This window comes from Flavobacterium sp. SORGH_AS_0622 (genome assembly GCF_030818825.1).
Lineage (GTDB): Bacteria > Bacteroidota > Bacteroidia > Flavobacteriales > Flavobacteriaceae > Flavobacterium.
Map to the genome: position 1 here is coordinate 4,680,730 of NZ_JAUTAX010000001.1, position 18,352 is coordinate 4,699,081.

General features: G+C 32.9%; 14 protein-coding genes. 9 read left to right on the top strand and 5 right to left on the bottom strand.

The window, feature by feature from the left end; all coding sequences use genetic code 11:
- Positions 1–98 precede the first annotated feature (98 nt).
- Positions 99–896 carry an undecaprenyl-diphosphate phosphatase gene (locus QE431_RS20110; RefSeq protein ID WP_281866792.1) on the top strand — a complete coding sequence of 266 codons (798 nt, stop codon included), beginning with the start codon at positions 99–101 and terminating at the stop codon, positions 894–896.
- Positions 896–1,585, top strand: coding sequence for a tRNA pseudouridine(55) synthase TruB (gene truB / locus QE431_RS20115; RefSeq protein ID WP_307299689.1), 690 nt, complete (start codon positions 896–898; stop codon positions 1,583–1,585). The genes QE431_RS20110 and truB overlap by 1 nt, the downstream gene beginning before the upstream one ends.
- Before the next feature lie 339 nt (positions 1,586–1,924).
- Here truB and QE431_RS20120 read toward each other — a convergent pair whose 3' ends face one another.
- Complete coding sequence (locus QE431_RS20120; RefSeq protein WP_134142634.1) at positions 1,925–2,542, bottom strand: thioredoxin family protein; 618 nt, start codon at positions 2,540–2,542, stop codon at positions 1,925–1,927.
- A 112-nt stretch (positions 2,543–2,654) separates the two neighbouring features.
- Positions 2,655–3,224, bottom strand: coding sequence for an SMI1/KNR4 family protein (locus QE431_RS20125; protein WP_307299691.1), 570 nt, complete (start codon positions 3,222–3,224; stop codon positions 2,655–2,657).
- Between the two features lie 131 nt (positions 3,225–3,355).
- On the opposite strand from QE431_RS20125, the gene pyrH reads away from it, so the two are divergent.
- The 3 genes from pyrH (at position 3,356) to QE431_RS20140 (ending at position 7,320) form a co-directional block, all read left to right on the top strand.
- The gene (gene pyrH / locus QE431_RS20130) at positions 3,356–4,063 is read left to right on the top strand and encodes a UMP kinase (protein ID WP_057115131.1); all 708 of its coding nucleotides are present in this window, start codon (positions 3,356–3,358) and stop codon (positions 4,061–4,063) included.
- A gap of 78 nt (positions 4,064–4,141) precedes the next feature.
- Positions 4,142–4,705 (top strand): ribosome recycling factor, encoded by a 564-nt coding sequence (gene frr, locus QE431_RS20135; RefSeq protein WP_057115132.1) that lies wholly within the window; start codon positions 4,142–4,144, stop codon positions 4,703–4,705.
- Between the two features lie 119 nt (positions 4,706–4,824).
- Positions 4,825–7,320, top strand: a complete 2,496-nt coding sequence (locus QE431_RS20140) for a DUF5686 family protein (protein WP_307299694.1) — start codon at positions 4,825–4,827, stop codon at positions 7,318–7,320.
- 308 nt (positions 7,321–7,628) lie between these two features.
- Here QE431_RS20140 and QE431_RS20145 read toward each other — a convergent pair whose 3' ends face one another.
- The 3 genes from QE431_RS20145 to QE431_RS20155 all read right to left on the bottom strand — a co-directional run bounded on the left by QE431_RS20145 (position 7,629) and on the right by QE431_RS20155 (position 11,557).
- Entirely contained in the window at positions 7,629–9,899 is a 2,271-nt protein-coding gene (locus tag QE431_RS20145) for a cation:proton antiporter (protein ID WP_057115134.1), read from the bottom strand.
- 214 nt (positions 9,900–10,113) lie between these two features.
- Positions 10,114–10,833, bottom strand: coding sequence for a LytTR family DNA-binding domain-containing protein (locus QE431_RS20150; protein ID WP_057115135.1), 720 nt, complete (start codon positions 10,831–10,833; stop codon positions 10,114–10,116).
- Entirely contained in the window at positions 10,796–11,557 is a 762-nt protein-coding gene (locus QE431_RS20155; protein WP_057115958.1) for a sensor histidine kinase, read from the bottom strand. The genes QE431_RS20150 and QE431_RS20155 overlap by 38 nt, the downstream gene beginning before the upstream one ends.
- A gap of 247 nt (positions 11,558–11,804) precedes the next feature.
- Here QE431_RS20155 and QE431_RS20160 point away from each other — a divergent pair, with 247 nt between their 5' ends.
- The 4 genes from QE431_RS20160 (at position 11,805) to rpoN (ending at position 17,818) form a co-directional block, all read left to right on the top strand.
- Positions 11,805–14,171 carry an RND family transporter gene (locus QE431_RS20160; protein WP_134142640.1) on the top strand — a complete coding sequence of 789 codons (2,367 nt, stop codon included), beginning with the start codon at positions 11,805–11,807 and terminating at the stop codon, positions 14,169–14,171.
- 40 nt (positions 14,172–14,211) lie between these two features.
- Entirely contained in the window at positions 14,212–14,493 is a 282-nt protein-coding gene (locus QE431_RS20165; RefSeq protein ID WP_134142641.1) for a hypothetical protein, read from the top strand.
- A 282-nt stretch (positions 14,494–14,775) separates the two neighbouring features.
- Complete coding sequence (gene asnS / locus QE431_RS20170) at positions 14,776–16,221, top strand: asparagine--tRNA ligase (protein ID WP_307299699.1); 1,446 nt, start codon at positions 14,776–14,778, stop codon at positions 16,219–16,221.
- Between the two features lie 136 nt (positions 16,222–16,357).
- A complete protein-coding gene (gene rpoN / locus QE431_RS20175; RefSeq protein WP_057115138.1) occupies positions 16,358–17,818 on the top strand; it encodes an RNA polymerase factor sigma-54 in 1,461 nt (486 codons plus the stop codon).
- Positions 17,819–18,352 lie beyond the last annotated feature (534 nt).

An 18,352-nucleotide genomic window follows, 5' to 3' on the forward strand; every position in this document is an offset into this window, starting at 1 on the left:
AATTTTCAGACATCTTAGATTATTAGATTAATCTTTTCTAAAAAAGTCTAAAAGTCTATCCCGACGCTTCGGGACTAAAATCTAAAAATCTAATTTAAATGAATACATTACAAGCTATCGTTCTTGCCATTATTGAAGGAATTACAGAATTTTTACCTGTTTCTTCAACTGGACACATGATTATTGCCTCTTCATTTTTTGGAATCGCTCATGACGATTTCACTAAACTTTTTACCATTGTAATTCAACTTGGTGCTATACTTTCGGTTGTAATTTTATATTTCAAACGTTTCTTTCAAACTTTTGATTTCTATTTTAAACTTCTAGTTGCTTTTATTCCTGCAGTTGTTTTAGGATTACTATTAAGTGATTTTATTGATGGTTTATTAGAAAATCCCGTTACGGTTGCTATTTCACTTCTAATTGGAGGAATTATTTTATTGAAAGTAGACGAATGGTTCAACAAACCAAATGATCCTGAAGTTTCAACTGAGATTACTTACGCAAAAGCTTTTAAAATTGGACTATTTCAATGTCTGGCAATGATTCCTGGAGTTTCACGAAGCGGTGCTAGTATTGTAGGTGGTATGTCACAAAAACTAACAAGAACTTCTGCTGCTGAATTTTCATTTTTCTTAGCAGTTCCTACTATGTTAGGGGCAACAGCAAAAAAATGTTACGATTATTACAAAGCAGGATTTGAATTGTCTCACGAGCAAATTAATATGCTTGTTATCGGAAACATTGTTGCTTTTATTGTAGCACTTTTGGCCATTAAAACTTTCATCGGATTTTTAACTAAAAATGGCTTTAAAGTTTTTGGTTATTACCGAATCTTAGCTGGAATCATTTTATTATTGATTCACTTTTTCATTCACCCGCTTACCATCATATAATGACACCTGAAGAATATTTAGACGGACAAGTTTTATTGATTGACAAACCATTAAAATGGAGTTCGTTTCAAGCTGTCAATAAATTAAAATACCTTTTAATTAATAAAATTGGACTTCCTAAAAAGTTCAAAATTGGTCACGCCGGAACTTTAGATCCGCTGGCGACTGGACTTTTATTGATTTGTACTGGAAAATTCACCAAAAGAATTTCGGAGCTTCAAGGTCAGGTAAAAGAATATACTGGAACTTTTTACATCGGAGCCACTACTCCGTCGTACGATTTAGAAACAGAAATCGACCAGACTTTCCCAACAGATCATATCGATGAAGCTTTGATTCACGAAACGGTAAAGCAGTTTTTAGGAGAAATAGATCAAAAACCGCCTATTTTTTCGGCTATTAAAAAAGACGGAGTTCGTTTATACGAGCATGCGCGTGCTGGAGAATCTGTAGAAATTGAAAGTAGAAAAACTACTATTCATGAATTTGAAATTACAAGAATTGCACTGCCAGAAATCGACTTTAGAGTAGTTTGCAGTAAAGGAACTTACATTCGTTCTCTAGCTTACGATTTCGGAAAAGCGATGAATTCAGGTTCACATTTAACTGTATTACGCCGCACCAAAATTGGCAATTACGATGTAAAAAATGCGATTGATATTACTCTTTTCGAGGAAAGCCTGCAGTAAAAAATAAAAATAGCACATTACAAATTTGAAAATAGTAATGTGCCAACTCTTTAAACAAATAGTACAATTATCTCATACTGATTCATTGAGTTAATAGTGAGGCACATTTTTCCCTCCAAATAAAAATTGAGAAAAGAAATCATAAAATCTTTCAAATAACTTTTTCATAATAGTGTATTTTAATGTTAGACAATAAATAAACACCAATAAAAAGAGTAAATCAGAAAGTTATAATAGAAGTGGGATTATATTTACTAAGTTACAAAATAAGAAGTAAAATAAAAACACTTTAAGATAATTTTATCAACCAAATTATTTGTTATCAACACATTACCAAAATCAAAGTCGATTATATTTAATATTCTCCATAATTTCAAGCAATTCTTCTTGAACCGAGATTCCTTTGTCTGCCAAATACCACAATTGTAAATCTGTTTTTATCTTTTCATCAATTGGGCCAACCTCTCTTTTGTGATTTGCCATTAATTCAGCGGCACCTTTTGGTCTTGGTCCCCAATCGGCACGAACAATTCCGGCTTCTTTACAAATAACAATTACTTTAGGAATTGCCCTTCCGCCATTTGTGAGATATTGATTCATTAAATCATCATTTTCATCACGCAAAGCTATTCTTAGATCCACTTTTTTGTTTGAAGCCAAAGCCATTTTATTTAAAATGGGAAGAATCTGCGCTGCATCGCCGCACCAGCCTTCAGAAAGTACCAGCCAAATGTAATGATTATCTAAATGTTGTAGTTTATCAATAATAGGTTCTGCAATTTGTATGGTTTTCTCCAGTCTGTTCATTCTCGCTTCGTTTAATTTGGAATAATTAGTCAAACTTTCCGATTGTTCGTTTCCTGTCGACTTTCCTTCAGACAATAAATCGGTTACTAATTTTCTGTATTCAGCATAAGAATGACTGTTGAATAATGCTTTGGCTACGATGCTTTTCATATTGGTTTGATTTTTAGGATAGAATAAAAATACAAAATTTAGAAAGACGGGGATAATGACAATTGTCAGATTTCAAACAATATTTAATCTTAATTCTAAAATAATTAAACTTTTAAATAACCAATTCTATTTGTTTTAGGTTAGCATAATTATCTATTTCATCCTGCCAGCCTTGAAGTTTTTCAGGGGTAATTTTATCCTCTTTTCCAAGTATTCTCATGTCTTCTATCCGTTCTTCAATTGATCTTATTTTCCCTATTTTAGTACTTTTACATTTCTCAATAAATTGTATAAAATTTTGAGTTAATTCAATATATTTCCCTGCTCTATCGTGGTAAAAAAAAAATATTTTACCCATGTTATTTTCTCCAATTCCAATCAAAATAAAATCTCCAAAACTATTATGACCAATTGGAACAAAACCATCAGCTAAAAAGTTTAAAAAAAATGGTTTATCTAAATAAAAATTATAATTATAAAATGGATCTGCTTTAGCAACTCCATACAATCCCTTAATATCTGATGAGATTTTATTAATTCTAAAACTTGTTTCTGGTGTTTTTCCACCATTATATTTTAGTAAAAAATTATTGTATTGCTCCGGAAATTCAAAACCATATTGATTTTGAATATTTTTGATATCTCTCTCAACATCATCATTATCGAATCCTGATATTAACATCTTTCTATATTTAGTTTTTTCTTACAAAAATAAAAAATCTGAATAATAAAGTGAACCCAAAATTATTTTACAAACATTATTTCTAAAAATCAGAATATGTCTATATTTGCACAAATTAACGCGACACACACATGAAATATAAAAGAATTCTTCTAAAACTTAGCGGCGAAGCGCTAATGGGTGATTTGCAATACGGTATAGACCCAAAAAGATTAGCCGAATATGCAGATGAAATTAAGCAGATTCACAGTAAAGGAGTAGAGATTGCAATTGTTATTGGAGGAGGAAATATATTTAGAGGAGTTGCTGGAGCAAGTTCTGGAATGGATAGAGTTCAAGGTGATTATATGGGGATGCTTGCAACTGTAATTAACGGAATGGCTTTACAAGGTGCTCTTGAAGATAAAGGAATGAAAACGCGTTTGCAGACTGCTTTAAAAATGGAATCTATTGCAGAACCATACATTAAAAGAAGAGCAGACCGCCACTTAGAAAAAGGCAGAATCGTAATTTTTGGTGCCGGAACCGGAAATCCATATTTTACAACAGATACTGCAGCAGTTTTAAGAGGAATCGAAATTAATGCTGATGTTATCTTAAAAGGAACTCGTGTTGATGGTGTTTATGATTCTGACCCTGAGAAAAATGCTTCTGCAGTAAAATTTGACTTTATTTCGTTTGACGATGTAATCAAAAAAGGATTAAATGTAATGGATACTACTGCATTTACTCTTAGTCAAGAAAACAAATTACCAATCGTAGTTTTTGATATGAATAAAATTGGAAACTTGTTGAAAATCTGCGAAGGCGAAAACATAGGAACTGTAGTTAATATATAGTCATCAGTAACAGTTTACAGTCGCATAAATAAGACTTTAACTGAAAACTGAGAATGAAAACTGAAAACTAAAAAAACAATGACTGAAGAAATAGACTTTATTTTAGAAAGTACTGAAGAATCGATGAATGGTACTATTGCACACTTAGAGAAAGAATTTCTTAATATTCGTGCAGGAAAAGCTTCTCCAGCAATGCTTGGAGGTGTTTTTGTAGATTATTATGGATCTGCAACACCGCTTTCTCAGGTATCTAAAATCAGCGTTCCAGATGCTAGAACAATTACATTACAGCCTTTTGAAAAAAATATGCTGCAAGCAATTGAAAAGGCTATCTTAATTGCAAACATTGGTTTTAACCCGATGAACAATGGCGATATGGTAATCATCAGCGTACCGCCATTGACAGAAGAGCGTCGTCGTGATTTGGCTAAACAAGCAAAATCTGAGGCTGAAGATGCTAAAATTGGTATTCGTAACTCTCGTAAAGATGCAAATACTGAAATCAAAAAATTAGAAAAAGAAGGAACTTCTGAAGACATTTGCAAATCTGCTGAAGAAGAAGTTCAAAACTTGACAAACGCTTTTATTAAAAAAATTGATGAATTATTGGTTTTAAAAGAAGCCGAAATCATGAAAGTGTAATCAAAGATCTGAGATATTTAAAAAATCCGTCTGGTGAATAGTACCAGACGGATTTTTTTATTGTTATTTTTGCATACGAAAATTAAATTCTTTTCGTTTTTGAAACTATATCATTCTGTATGAAGCTATTTTGTTTTTTGACTTTGTTTTTTACGCTTACTCTTCAAGCGCAATTTCAAATAAACGGAATCGTAACCGATTCAAATAATAAACCTCTTCCGTTTGCCACAATAACCACCTCAGAAAACAACAATACTATTACAGATGTTGACGGGAAGTTTATTTTTAAAATCAGCACATCTGCTACAACTCTATCAGTATCTTATGTTGGTTTTCAAACCAAAACCATTGCATTAATCAGCAATAAAACTTTTTATGCCGTTTCGCTTGCACAGCAGACAGATGATTTGAAAGAAGTTGTGGTTTCTAATGAAAATCCTGCTTTGACAATAATTCGAAAAGTTATTGCCAATAAACCGCTAAATGATCCGCAGAAAAAACTCAATAATTTTGAGTACAAAACATACAACAAACTTATTGTAACCGCTAATCCAGATTCGATAGACGGCAGAATCGACTCTACTGCGTCTTACAAAGATTTAAATAAAAAAATCATCAATGTTGATTCTTCTGATTATAAGTTTAAAGAAATTGTAAGCAGACAGCATTTATTTCAAACCGAGAAAGTTTCGGAATATCAATTTGGAAATAACAAATTAAAAGAAACTGTTCTTGGCACCAAAATAGCTGGTTTTAAACAGCCTATTTACGAAGTTTTGGCATTTAACCTCCAGTCGATTTCCATTTACGATCCGAAGTACGAATTGTTTGAAACGAAATATGAAAATCCGATTTCTAATCAAGCGCCATCGAGTTATAATTATAAATTATTAGATACTGTCAGCATCAAAGGCCGCGACACGTATATGATTTATTTCAAAAATAAACTCAAGCGAAAATCTTCTGGCTTAGAAGGCGTATTGTATATTGATAAAGAAAATTTTGCTGTCGCGAAAGCGGTAATGCGAATTAAAGGTGTTTTGGATATTAGCGGCATTCACGAATTTGAATATATTCCGAAAGAAAAAATTTGGTTTCAAAGCAATACGACATTCAAAATTGTAAAAGGAAAAAATGACGATGATATTAGAATTTTAGGAGGAACAATTCAGTTTGACGGAGATGTTGAAGAAAATTTTGAACCCAGAAAAAAAGTGGCTTCAGATTTCACCTATTTACTTTCAGAAAGTAATAGTTTCGATATTCGTGTCAACACCAATACTGCTATAAAAAATCCATCGCTTTATATCGAAATTAAAGACGATGCGGCCAAAAAACCTGAATCGTTTTGGGAAGCTTACCGCAAAGAAAATCTTGACTTAAAAAGCCAAAAAACATATTTATTACTAGACAGTCTTTCGGTGAGCAATAGAGTTGAAAAGCGTTTAGGAATAGGCCGAAAAATTATTAATGGCTTCTATCCTATTGGTCCTGTTGATCTGGATTTAAAAAAGATTATAAGTTTTAATAATTATGAAGGTTTCCGAATTGGTTTAGGCGGAATTACAAATGATCGCTTTTCGAAAAACTTTAGACTTGAAAGTTATACGGCGTACGGAACCAAAGATGGTGTTTTTAAATACAGTGTGGGAGCCGGCGTTTTATTAGATAAATATACCAATACCTGGCTGAATGGTTATTATGCTGATGATGTACGGGAAATTGCAAGTACCGTTTTCAGTGTAGACAAACGTGTGTTTAAAATTTATGACCCGCGGCCAATTAATATTAGTACTTTTTACGAATATTCAGGATGGCGAGGTAATATCCAGACTAAATTTATTCCGAAAACTGAAGCAGTTTTAGAAGTTTCGCGAAATTATATTGAACCTAAATTTGATTATCTTTTTAATCATGACGGAAAATTATATTCCAGCTATGTAATGACTACAGCAATGCTGTCGATTGTATGGGCGCCTTTCAGCGAGTTTATGCAGACTCCAACGGGAAGAAATGAAACAGATAAAAAATTTCCAAGGTTTACGTTTCAATACACACAGTCATTACCAAATGTATTTGATAATGATTTTACTTTCAGCAAAATAGATTTTAAAGCCGAATACGAAAAACAATATTTAAATCGCCAGAAAACAAGTTTGCTTTTGCAGGCAGGTTATGCAATGGGAGATGTTCCTATTACTCATTTGTATAATACTTCTCCAAATAATTTAACTAAAGAAACTGTTATTCAGCGTATTACTTTTGCAGGAAGAAATGCCTTTGAAACCATGTATTTTAATGAATTCTTCTCTAGTCAATATCTTATGTTTCAGATCAAGCATGGTTTTGACCGTATTAAAATTATGAGAAAAGTTCGTCCGTCGCTGGTTTTAGTAACCAGAATGGCTTGGGGAAATATGGAAAAACCAGAACAACATGTTGGACCCGATTACAAAACACTTGATAAAGGCTATTTTGAATCGGGAATTGAGCTAAACAAAATCTACAAAGGTTTCGGTCTTGGCGGATTCTATCGTTATGGCCCAAACCAATTATTGAAGTTTGAAGATAATATTGCGGTTAAGATTTCTTATGTACTTGATCTTGGACTTTAAGAATTAAATTCCAAATTTTACGATAGGTTTGTCATCCTGACGAAGGAAGGATCACACTCGTAACTCGACAAAGATTGGCAATTCTTTATGTGAAATTACTTGGCCGAATCGCTAACCTCTACAAAGATTGGATATTCGTTATGGAGTTACTCGTGGAGATTTCTCCTTCGTCGAAATAACAAAAAAGCCTTTATCAAAGTTTTAAACTTTGATAAAGGCTTGAGCGCAATTAATCCAAAAAAAAATCCCAAACCCCAATCATAAAATTGGAATTTGGAATTTCAAAGAATTGATATTTATTAAAAAATTTATGGTTTCAAAATCAGGACTGAAGGTGTATTGTTCAGCCAAGTACTTTGAGATTCAATTAATTTTTTCCAGCTGTCTAAACTTATAATCATTAAGTCTTGACCATCTAAAAATTCTTTTTTAATGGTTCTGTCATGCATAATCATAATATGATTTGGCGCAATCTGTTCTATAGATCGGATAGTTTCCTGAATATCGCGAGTATTTTTTACTTCACCGCTGGCATCTAAAACTGTAATCTGCGAACCGTTATTATTGATTAGTTTTTTAGCATAATCAATTAAAAAAGCATCTTCTCTACTGAATACAGGCATGAAAACCTGATTTATTTCTTCAAAATCTTTATCGATAAAAATACCAACCGGCATTCTGGTTTTTGCAATAATATGACGGGTTCTTTCATCAAAAGGAGAATTTTCAAACAATCCTTCTTTTCCTGTGAATTTATCGATTAAACGATCTGGATTTACTATTCGGGTTGTAAAACCAAGAATCTTTCCAAGTAGAGTTCCATCAAAAATAGATTGTCCTAAACCAACCAATAATAAGTCATATTCTCCTTGGTTTGCCGAATCAATAATATCCGTATCTATATCATTAGAAACTTTAAAAAGACTCACAATATTTTGATTCAATCGGTTGGATTCCTCGATAATCGGAACTAACATTTTACGCTCATGATCTTTTACATCAAAAGAGTGAATTTCTGTACTTAAAGACAAGTGCATTGCTGTTACAATCGAATTGTCTGGTTGTTTTTTAACCAAACTGTTGGCAATTTTTAAAAGTTTTTTCCCTCTTTCTGGAGTTGCAAACGAAAGCAGGATTTTATATTTGCTCTTACTTCCAATTTCCTGCGGTACATTCGTCGCTTTGTCTTTAAAAATAAAGCCTATAAAATCTAAAGCCGGGCCTGTCATAAAAGTAGTTACCAAAGCCATAATTACCATCATGGTAAAAATCTCTGTTGACAAAACTCCAAGATCATATCCAATATTTAAAACTACAAGTTCCATTAAACCTCTTGTATTCATCAAAGCTCCAATTGCCAAACTATCTTTCCAATTTTGTCCGACAAATTTAGCTGCCAACGCACTTCCGAAAAATTTACCGGCAACAGCAACCGCTATAATTAATCCAGTAATTTTCCATAATTCAGGATCATTAAGCAGCCCAATCTGCGTACGCAAACCTGTAAACACAAAGAATAAAGGCAATAATACAATTATGGCAACGTCTTCTACTTTCTCAATAAATATGTTTCTGAATTTATTATTTTCAGGCATAATTGCTCCTGCAAGGAAAGCTCCAAATAAAGCATGAATTCCAATTAATTCTGCAGCATAAGCTGAAATTAAAAGTGTGATAAAGAAAATAGCAACAACTGGTTTATTTAAACTTTCGCGAGTTGAATTTAAATCTCCAACACGTTTCAAGAACGGACGAACGATTTTCAACATTATGATCACGTATAAAATCGCCAATCCAATCACGTATAATGCACTTGTAAATGAGCCTGCTTTTACAATAGCAATTACAACGGCAAGAATACACCAAGCAGTAATATCATCTGCAGCGGCACAAGTAATGGCAATAGTTCCGAGTTTTGTTTTCTGCATACCGCGTTCCTGAACAATTCTCGCTAGAACCGGAAACGCAGTAATACTCATGGCAATTCCCATAAATAATCCGAAAGAAGAAAACTCAACACCAATTGGGGCAAAAGTGTGATAAATAAAATAGGCCAATGTTAATCCTAAAGCAAACGGAATTACGATACTGGCATGGCTGATAACAACTGCATCATGTGCTTTGTTTTTAAGCACTTTCAAATCCAGCTCCATCCCGATAACGAACATGAAAAGAATTAAACCAATCTGACTTAAGAATTGTAAATTTCCTAATGATTCTTTTGGGAATAAAGCCGCAGAGAATTCTGGAAAGTACATTCCGACCAAAGACGGTCCTAAAACAATTCCGGCAATCATTTCTCCAATTACAGATGGCTGTCCGATTTTTCTAAAAAACCATCCAAATAAACGTGCTACTAAAATAATAGTCACTATTTGTGCTAATAAAATAGCCAGCGGATGCTGTAAATTTTCGACCATAGAATGAAGGAAATCATTCCAATGATTACTTTCTATTTTTTTCTTGACGATATCGCGCCCAACTTCTAATGCTGCGCCTTTTGAAATTATCCAATATATTAGAGCGGTAAAACCTCCAATAATTGTTACGTAGAATAAAGAGTTTTTAATGTTATTCATAACTCGTTCTTTTAATTTATTGCCGCAAATATCAGAAGTGAGCTTCAAGTGAAAAAACAAATTTCCTGCTAATTTTCAATGTATGTAACAAGTCGGAAAAACTTTGTAATAAGTTCTAAAGCTCAACAAAAATCTACTAGCAATGTGAATGGAATCTAAGGCTTTATTTCGAGAACAAAGTTTCGACTTCGCTCAGCCTGACACATAAATAACTCTATATCTTCACTTTCTTCAAAAAATCAGAACGATAGGTTTCGCTTAAAATTAAAGTCGTGTTTTTATTTTTTTCTTCTAGATGATGCAATACAATTTCATTATGATTAAAGAATTTTATTGCCTTTACTGCCACAATTTCTTTCTTATTTATTCTGCAGAAATCGGCTTCGGGTAATTCGTTTAAAAGGGTGTCGAATTTTACGTTTTTTAAATTCAGAAAACTTCCGTCAGAAAGCAGAACCGTTTTGTCACGGCTGTCGCTTACAGCCGTTTTGATATATTGAATTTTATTAAAATACAGCAAAGTTTTTCCTTTATCTGTATTCAACTGTATGAATTTTTTAGCCGAATCTGGTTTATCAAAACGTTCAAAAGCTTTTGAAACTGCTTTTTGCAGACGTTCCAATTTTACAGGTTTTGTGATATAATCTACTGCATCTATATTAAAAGCATCTGCGGCATAATCTTTATAAGCCGTACAAAAAATGACCAATTTATCATCGAGCATTTCAGCCAAATGCAAACCGTCCATGCCTGGCATTTCGATATCAGAAATTAAGAGATCAAAATCCAGATCTGAAATATCAGACAAAAGTTTCTGCGGATTATTATACGTTTTTACAATTTCCAGTTCAGGAATTTGTTCACAAAGCATTTTAAGGTACGTTAATCCAGGAAGCTCATCGTCCAGAAGCAAGCATTTCAGTTTTGTATTCAAGTAAATCAATTTTTAGATGAGCAATATAAACATCGTTTTCTATAAACTTATCGAGTTTGAAATTATTCTTATAAATAATTCGAAGACGATGCTCCAGAGTGGCATGTCCAAAACCGCTTCGCTCCTTTTTGAGCACTTTTTTATCGGAGATTTTATTCGAAACCGTCATAAAAAAAGCATTGTCTTTAAACTCAAAAACAACAGAAATAAAAGCATCTGCACTTTGAAGATCGGCATGTTTAAAAGCATTTTCGATTAAATCAATTGAAATTAACGGCGCCAATAGTGGCTGATCGTATAATTTATCATCTTGATTAATATTAGTTTTAACTTTTAATTCAAAAAGTGGACTGATTTTGATTTTATTGATTTCGATTAAATTCAACGCAAAATCAATCTCTTCTTTTGCCGTTACAAATTTCTTTTTGCTTTCGTATAGAATATAATCCAAAACATTGGCGAGTTTATCTAAAGCAAAATAAGTCTGATATGCATGCGACTGAATTGAATTTAGAATATTCTTGAATAAATGCGGATTTAATTTTGACTCCAGATTCTCCAGCTGCAGATCATTCACCTTTACCTCTAAAGCATAAAAACTTTTTTCTGCATCTTCTTTTGCTTTTTTAGTCTGCATTAATTGATACATCATAAAACAAATTATGACGATCAAGAGCAACAGAATTGCTAAGAAAATAAAAGTTGTGGTATTGTTATCCTGCATTTTGTTATCGTTTTTATTTTTCAGCAACCAGAACAATATTGAACAGGTTGAGCACTTATACTAATTTTTAAATTCTTCGTTTTAATTAGTGCAAATATGAGAAAAGCTTATGAGTAAACCGCAAAAAGAAAGAAATATATCACAAATCATAAATTGGAGTTTTTGTGTTAACGTTAAGTAAAATACAATCGATTATTTATGATTTCGAGCACTTTTCACTACATTTGCAACCATTTTTAAAGATTTTATGAAAAACGCGATTCAAGTTGGATTTTGGGAGAAATTGGCCCGAATTATACTTAAGAACAGAATAACAATTCTAGTTGTCCTATCAGCTTTAACGATTTTCCTTGGTTTTCAATGGAAAAACCTAGCTATGACTTATACCGAAGCAAACTTGCTTCCTAAAGATCATATTGCGAATAAAGAATACCAAAAATTCTTGGATAAGTTTGGTGAAGAAGGAAACCTTGTCGTTATTGGTTTTAAAGATCCTAAATTCTTTACGCCAAAAAATTATGCGGCGTGGAATGAATTGATGACAGGTTTAAAAAAATCTAAAGAAGTTGATTTGGTAGTTTCCTTAAATGATTTAAAAAAGCTTGAAAAAGATACAGTTAACGAAAAATTCGTTTTAACGCCTTTTATCGATCAAAGCAAAGTTTTAGATCCAGCTTATTTAAAAAGCGTTCAATACGATTTGTTTCATAATTTGCCGTTTTACGAAGGACTTTTGTTTAATAAAGAAAGCGGCAGTGTTCGTTCTGCGATTTACATCAATAAAAAACTGGTAAATACCGCAGAAAGAAAGACTTTTATCCTTGAAAATTTAGTTCCGAAAATCGATAAATTCGAAAAAACAACTGGAATTGATCTTAAGGTTTCAGGAATGCCATACATCAGAACGATCAATGCTGCCGATATGAAAGGCGAAATCGGATTGTTTATTGGCGCGGCATTATTTACTGTTTCTTTAATTTTCTTTTTCTTTTTCCGTTCGTTTAGAGCGACTTTTATTTCGATTTGTATTTTAATTGTTGGAGTAATCTGGTCGTTTGGAACGCTTGGCTTATTTGGTTATAAAATCACAATTTTAACTGCGATTATTCCGCCGTTAATTATTGTAATCGGAATTACAAACTGTATTTTCTTAATCAATAAATACCAGCAGGAAATTAAATTACACAATAATCAAGCAAAAGCGTTACAGCGTGTTATTTCAAAAATTGGGGTTTCGACTTTAATGACGAATTTAACAACAGCGATTGGTTTTGCAACGTTTATGATTACTGGGAACGATTTACTTTTTGAATTTGGTTTGGTAACTTCAATCAACGTAATTTCTGTTTATTTATTGACGCTTTTCATTGTGCCAATTGTATACAGTTTTATGCCATTGCCAAATGAAAAACATTTATACCATTTGACTAAAACCTACATTTCGACTTTGCTGAATGTTGTAGAAGATTTAGTGAGAACAAAACGTAAATATGTTTATATCATTTATGGCTTGCTTTTGGTTTTTAGTGTAATCGGTGTTTCTCAAATGAAAGTTTCAGGAAGTTTGATTGGTGAAATGCCAAAAAGCGCTTCTTTCTTTAAAGACATTTTATTTTACGAAAAAGAGTTTAATGGTGTGATGCCATTAGAAATTATGATTGACACCAAAAAGAAAAAAGGTGTTATGAAAGCTTCGACTATTCGTAAAATGGACGAATTGCAAAATACAATTTCTGAGATTCCAGAATTAGCAAAACCAGTTTCAATTGTAAATTTGGTTAAATATTCTAAACAGGCTTTCTACAATGGAAATCCTGAATATTATCAACTGCCGACTTCGCAGGAGCAGACTTTTATTTTGAGTTATGCTAAAAATGCAACTAAAAACAGTAAAGAAAATTTAATGAAAGCTTACGTTGATTCGACTGGCCAATATGCGCGAATCACAACTTTCATGAAGGATATCGGAACGGATGAAATGGCGAAAGTCGAGAAAAAATTACATTCTAAAATTGATGAAATTTTCCCAAAAGATCGTTACGAAGTTACTGTTACCGGAAAAGCATTGGTTTTCCAAAAAGGAACTTCTTATCTGGTTGAAAACTTAATCGAGTCCTTAATCTTTGCAATTTTAACGATCGCGGTTCTAATTTTATATTTATTCCGTTCGTTCAAAATGGTAATGGCTTCGGTAATTACAAATGTTTTGCCACTTTGTATTACGTCTGGACTAATGGGTTATTTGGGAATTCCGTTAAAGCCGTCTACGATTTTAGTATTTAGTATCGCCTTCGGAATCTCGGTTGATAACGCAATTCAGTTTATGGCGAAGTATCGACATGACTTGCTTCAAAGTAATGGAAAAGTAAAAAAATCAGTTTTTAGTGCTTTAAGAGAAACTGGAATTAGTACTTTCTACACATCTGTAGTTTTAATTCTAGGTTTTGCAACTTTTACATTATCAAGCTTCAGCGGAACCATTGCTCTTGGAGGATTAATTTCTTGTACGCTGGCTTTTGCAATGTTTGCTAATTTAGTTGTATTGCCTTCGCTGGTTTTGACTTTTGAAAAGAAGAAAACTAAGAAAGAGGAATTGGAGAGTTTAGAGAAGTAATTTTTTTTGACACGAATTTCACAAATTGACACGAATTACAATGTTAAAAAAAAGAATTACAGCAATTGCATTTCTTCTTTTATATAGCAGCAATTGTTTAGCCGAAGGACAATATGGATTAGCGCGATTTGTAACGTTCATTCATATCATATTTCTTTTTTTGTCAATTTTTATTTACACAATGATTGGAGGAATTATAATAAAATTCATTTTACAAAAATCTAATCTTTTGGTAAAAAACCAAACTCGTAATGCATTTGCCATTTCATTATTAATAGCAATTTTAGCAACAATGTTTTTTGGAGACGGTTTTATCTCTTAGTTATGGAATAACACTTAATCTCAGAATCGTTTGTCATTTCCATACCGAAGCCTTTGGATCAAAATGACAAAGATGAGAAACAAAAAGTTCTTTTAAAAACGACTGCCCTAGCCCTGATCGAAGCGGCATCCTTTCTGTTTTTTCTTTAAAAACAGAAAGATACAGCGAAGAGCAGGAAACAGCTTCAAAAATTAATTATTATCGTTTATATTTGCAATTCGATATAAAAAACACTGGTTTTATTTTGATCTAAAATCAGCAATCTATAAATCTAAAATTAAAATGAGACACACAAAGGTTAAAGACTTATTAAACAGTACTACGACGCTTCAGGAGGTTAATGCAAAAGGATGGGTGAGAACTTTTAGAAATAATCAGTTCATCGCGCTTAATGACGGTTCTACCATTAATAATATACAATGTGTTGTTGATTTTGAAAATACACCAGAAGAGATTTTAAAAAGAATCACAACTGGAGCTGCGGTTTCTGTAATTGGAACTTTGGTCGAAAGTAAAGGTGCAGGTCAGAAATACGAAATTCAGGTTTCTAAAATTGAAATCCTTGGAGATTCTGATGCCGAGAAATTCCCAATGCAGCCTAAAAAACACTCTTTGGAGTTTTTACGCGAAAATGCACATTTACGTGTACGTACAAATGCTTTTGGAGCAATTATGCGTGTGCGTTCGGTATTGTCTTATGCAGTTCACAAATATTTTCAAGATAAAGGTTTTGTGTATGTAAACACGCCAATTATTACTGGTGCTGATGCTGAAGGTGCTGGAGAAATGTTTCAGGTAACTTCTCTGCCTTTGGATAATCTTCCAAAAAACGAAGAAGGAAACATTGATTTCAAAAAAGATTTCTTTGGGAAACATACGAACTTAACGGTTTCTGGACAATTAGAAGGTGAAACTTTCGCAATGGCTTTGGGTCAGATTTATACTTTTGGACCAACTTTTAGAGCAGAAAATTCAAACACTTCTCGTCACTTGGCTGAGTTTTGGATGATCGAGCCAGAAGTTGCTTTCAATGATCTTGATGACAACATGGATTTGGCTGAAGATTTTATTCAGTACGTAATTAAATATGCTTTAGACAACTGTAAAGACGATTTGAAATTCTTAGAAGGAAGGCTTTTAGAAGAAGAAAAATCAAAACCACAGGCTGAAAGAAGCGAAATGAGTTTGTTGGAAAAACTAAACTTCGTTTTAGAAAACAACTTCAAACGTGTTTCTTATACTGAGGCAATTGATATTTTAAGAGATTCAACTCCAAATAAAAAGAAAAAATTCAGCTACTTAATTAACGAATGGGGAGCTGATTTACAATCTGAACACGAGCGTTACTTGGTTGAAAAACACTTTAAATGCCCTGTAATTTTATACGATTACCCAGCAAATATTAAAGCGTTTTACATGCGTTTGAACGACAACACAGAACCAGGAAGAGAAACTGTTCGTGCAATGGATATTCTTTTCCCTGGAATTGGAGAAATCGTTGGAGGTTCTGAAAGAGAAGAGCGTTACGATGTTTTGGTTGAAAAAATGAAAGCTTTAAACATCGACGAAGAAGAATTATACTGGTATTTAGACACCAGAAGATTTGGTTCTGCCACTCACGCAGGTTTCGGATTAGGATTTGAGCGTTTGGTATTGTTTGTAACAGGAATGACAAATATTAGAGACGTAATTCCTTTCCCAAGAACTCCTGGTAGTGCGGAATTTTAATCTAAGATTCTGAGGTACTAAGGTGCTAAGATTCTAAGTTTTTAAAATATAAATAAAAAATAATTCAACCGCGAGTTAATTCGCCAATATAAGATACTCAGCACCTTAGTGCCTTAGTATCTTAGCAACTTTTTTTATGCTAAAGCAATTTTTAAATTTAAAATTATCCCAAAAATTATCTCCACAGCAAATTCAGCTGATGAAGTTAATTCAATTGCCTACGCAAGCTTTTGAGCAACGTTTATTAGAAGAAATGAACGAAAATCCGGCTCTGGAAGCTGGAAAAGAAGATGAATACGAAGCAGATGAATTTGCCAATGAAGACTACGACGATTATGATGATGCAGAATCTGACAGAATCGAAGCAGACGACATTAATATTGATGAATATCTAAGCGACGACGATACACCTGATTACAAAACTCAGGTGAATAATTACAGTGATGACGAAGAACGTGAAACTCCATTTGCTTCTCCAATTAGTTTTCATCAGGATTTAATCAATCAGTTAAATACTTTTATTTTAAATGATGAAGAACGCGAAATCGCCGAATTCCTTGTTGGAAGTATTGATGATATGGGTTACATCCGCAGAAGCGTTCCAGATATTGTAGACGACATGGCTTTTACTCAGGGAATTTATACTGATGAAGCAATGGTCGAAAAAATGATGACCGTGATTCACGAATTAGAACCTTCTGGAGTTGGCGCACGAGATTTACAGGAATGTTTACTGCTTCAGTTAAAACACAAAACACCAACTGAATATGTTGATCTAGCGATCGATATTATCGAAAATCAGTTTGATGCTTTTACGAAAAAACATTACGATAAACTACTACAGAAATACAGCGTTTCTAACGAACAGCTTAAAAAAGCAATTCACGAAATTGAAAGACTAAACCCGAAACCGGGCGGATCTTATACTGGAAACAATAAAGTAACTGAAAATGTAGTTCCTGATTTTGCAATCAGAATTGTTGATGGCGAACTTGAATTGACTTTAAACGGGAGAAATGCTCCTTCCCTGCATGTTTCTAAGGATTATCAGGAAATGATGCAGACGTATAAAGATTCTCGTGATAAATCATCGGCTCAAAAAGATGCTGTTCAATTTATCAAACAAAAACTAGATTCTGCAAAATGGTTTATTGATGCAATTAGACAGCGTCAGGAAACACTATTTGTAACGATGAATGCCATTATGCATTATCAGGAAGAATATTTCTTAGATGGTGACGAAACCAAACTAAAACCAATGATCTTGAAAGATATTGCGGATATGGTTGGTTTGGATATTTCGACAATTTCGCGTGTAGCGAACAGCAAGTATGTTGAAACACCATACGGAACAAAACTAATCAAAGAATTTTTCTCTGAAGCGATGAAAAATGATCAAGGTGAAGATGTTTCGACTTTGGAAATCAAAAAAATTCTGAAGAATACAATCGAAGAAGAAGACAAAAAGAAACCGCTTCCAGACGATCAATTGGCGGAAATCTTGAAAGAAAAAGGATATCCCATTGCAAGAAGAACGATTGCAAAATATCGTGAGCAGCTTGATATTCCGGTTGCGAGAATGAGAAAGAAAATTTAGGTTTTTTTGTTTTTTCTAACCATTAAGAGATTAAGAAAAATAAAGTTTTATAAGAATAGCAAACCTAACAGGTTTTAAAACCTGTTAGGTTTTTTGTTTATTATTTCAAATGATATTGTATTCGGTATTCCGTCAGGAATATTTGATCGGTCTAAAAAAATTAACTTGATAAATTGTGTTCAGTAGGAACACTTGTTTTACGAAATTAACCTTAACAATAATTTATGCTATAATCAAACGTTCCTAACGTAAACTCACCCAGATCAAATTATAATCTACCGATGAAACATTCCTACGGAATCAAATATTACTATTTCTTTAAAGCAGCAAACCCGACAGGTTTTATCAATTAACCAAAAATAATATCCCTATATTGTTTATATTCCGTAGGAATATTTCATCGGTAGCAAAAAAAACAATGTATTGCATTGTGTCCCGTAGGGACACCTGTTTTTACGAAATTAACCTCAATAATAATTTGTTCTCTAATCAAACGTTCCTATGGAACGTAAACCACCCAAATCAAATTATATC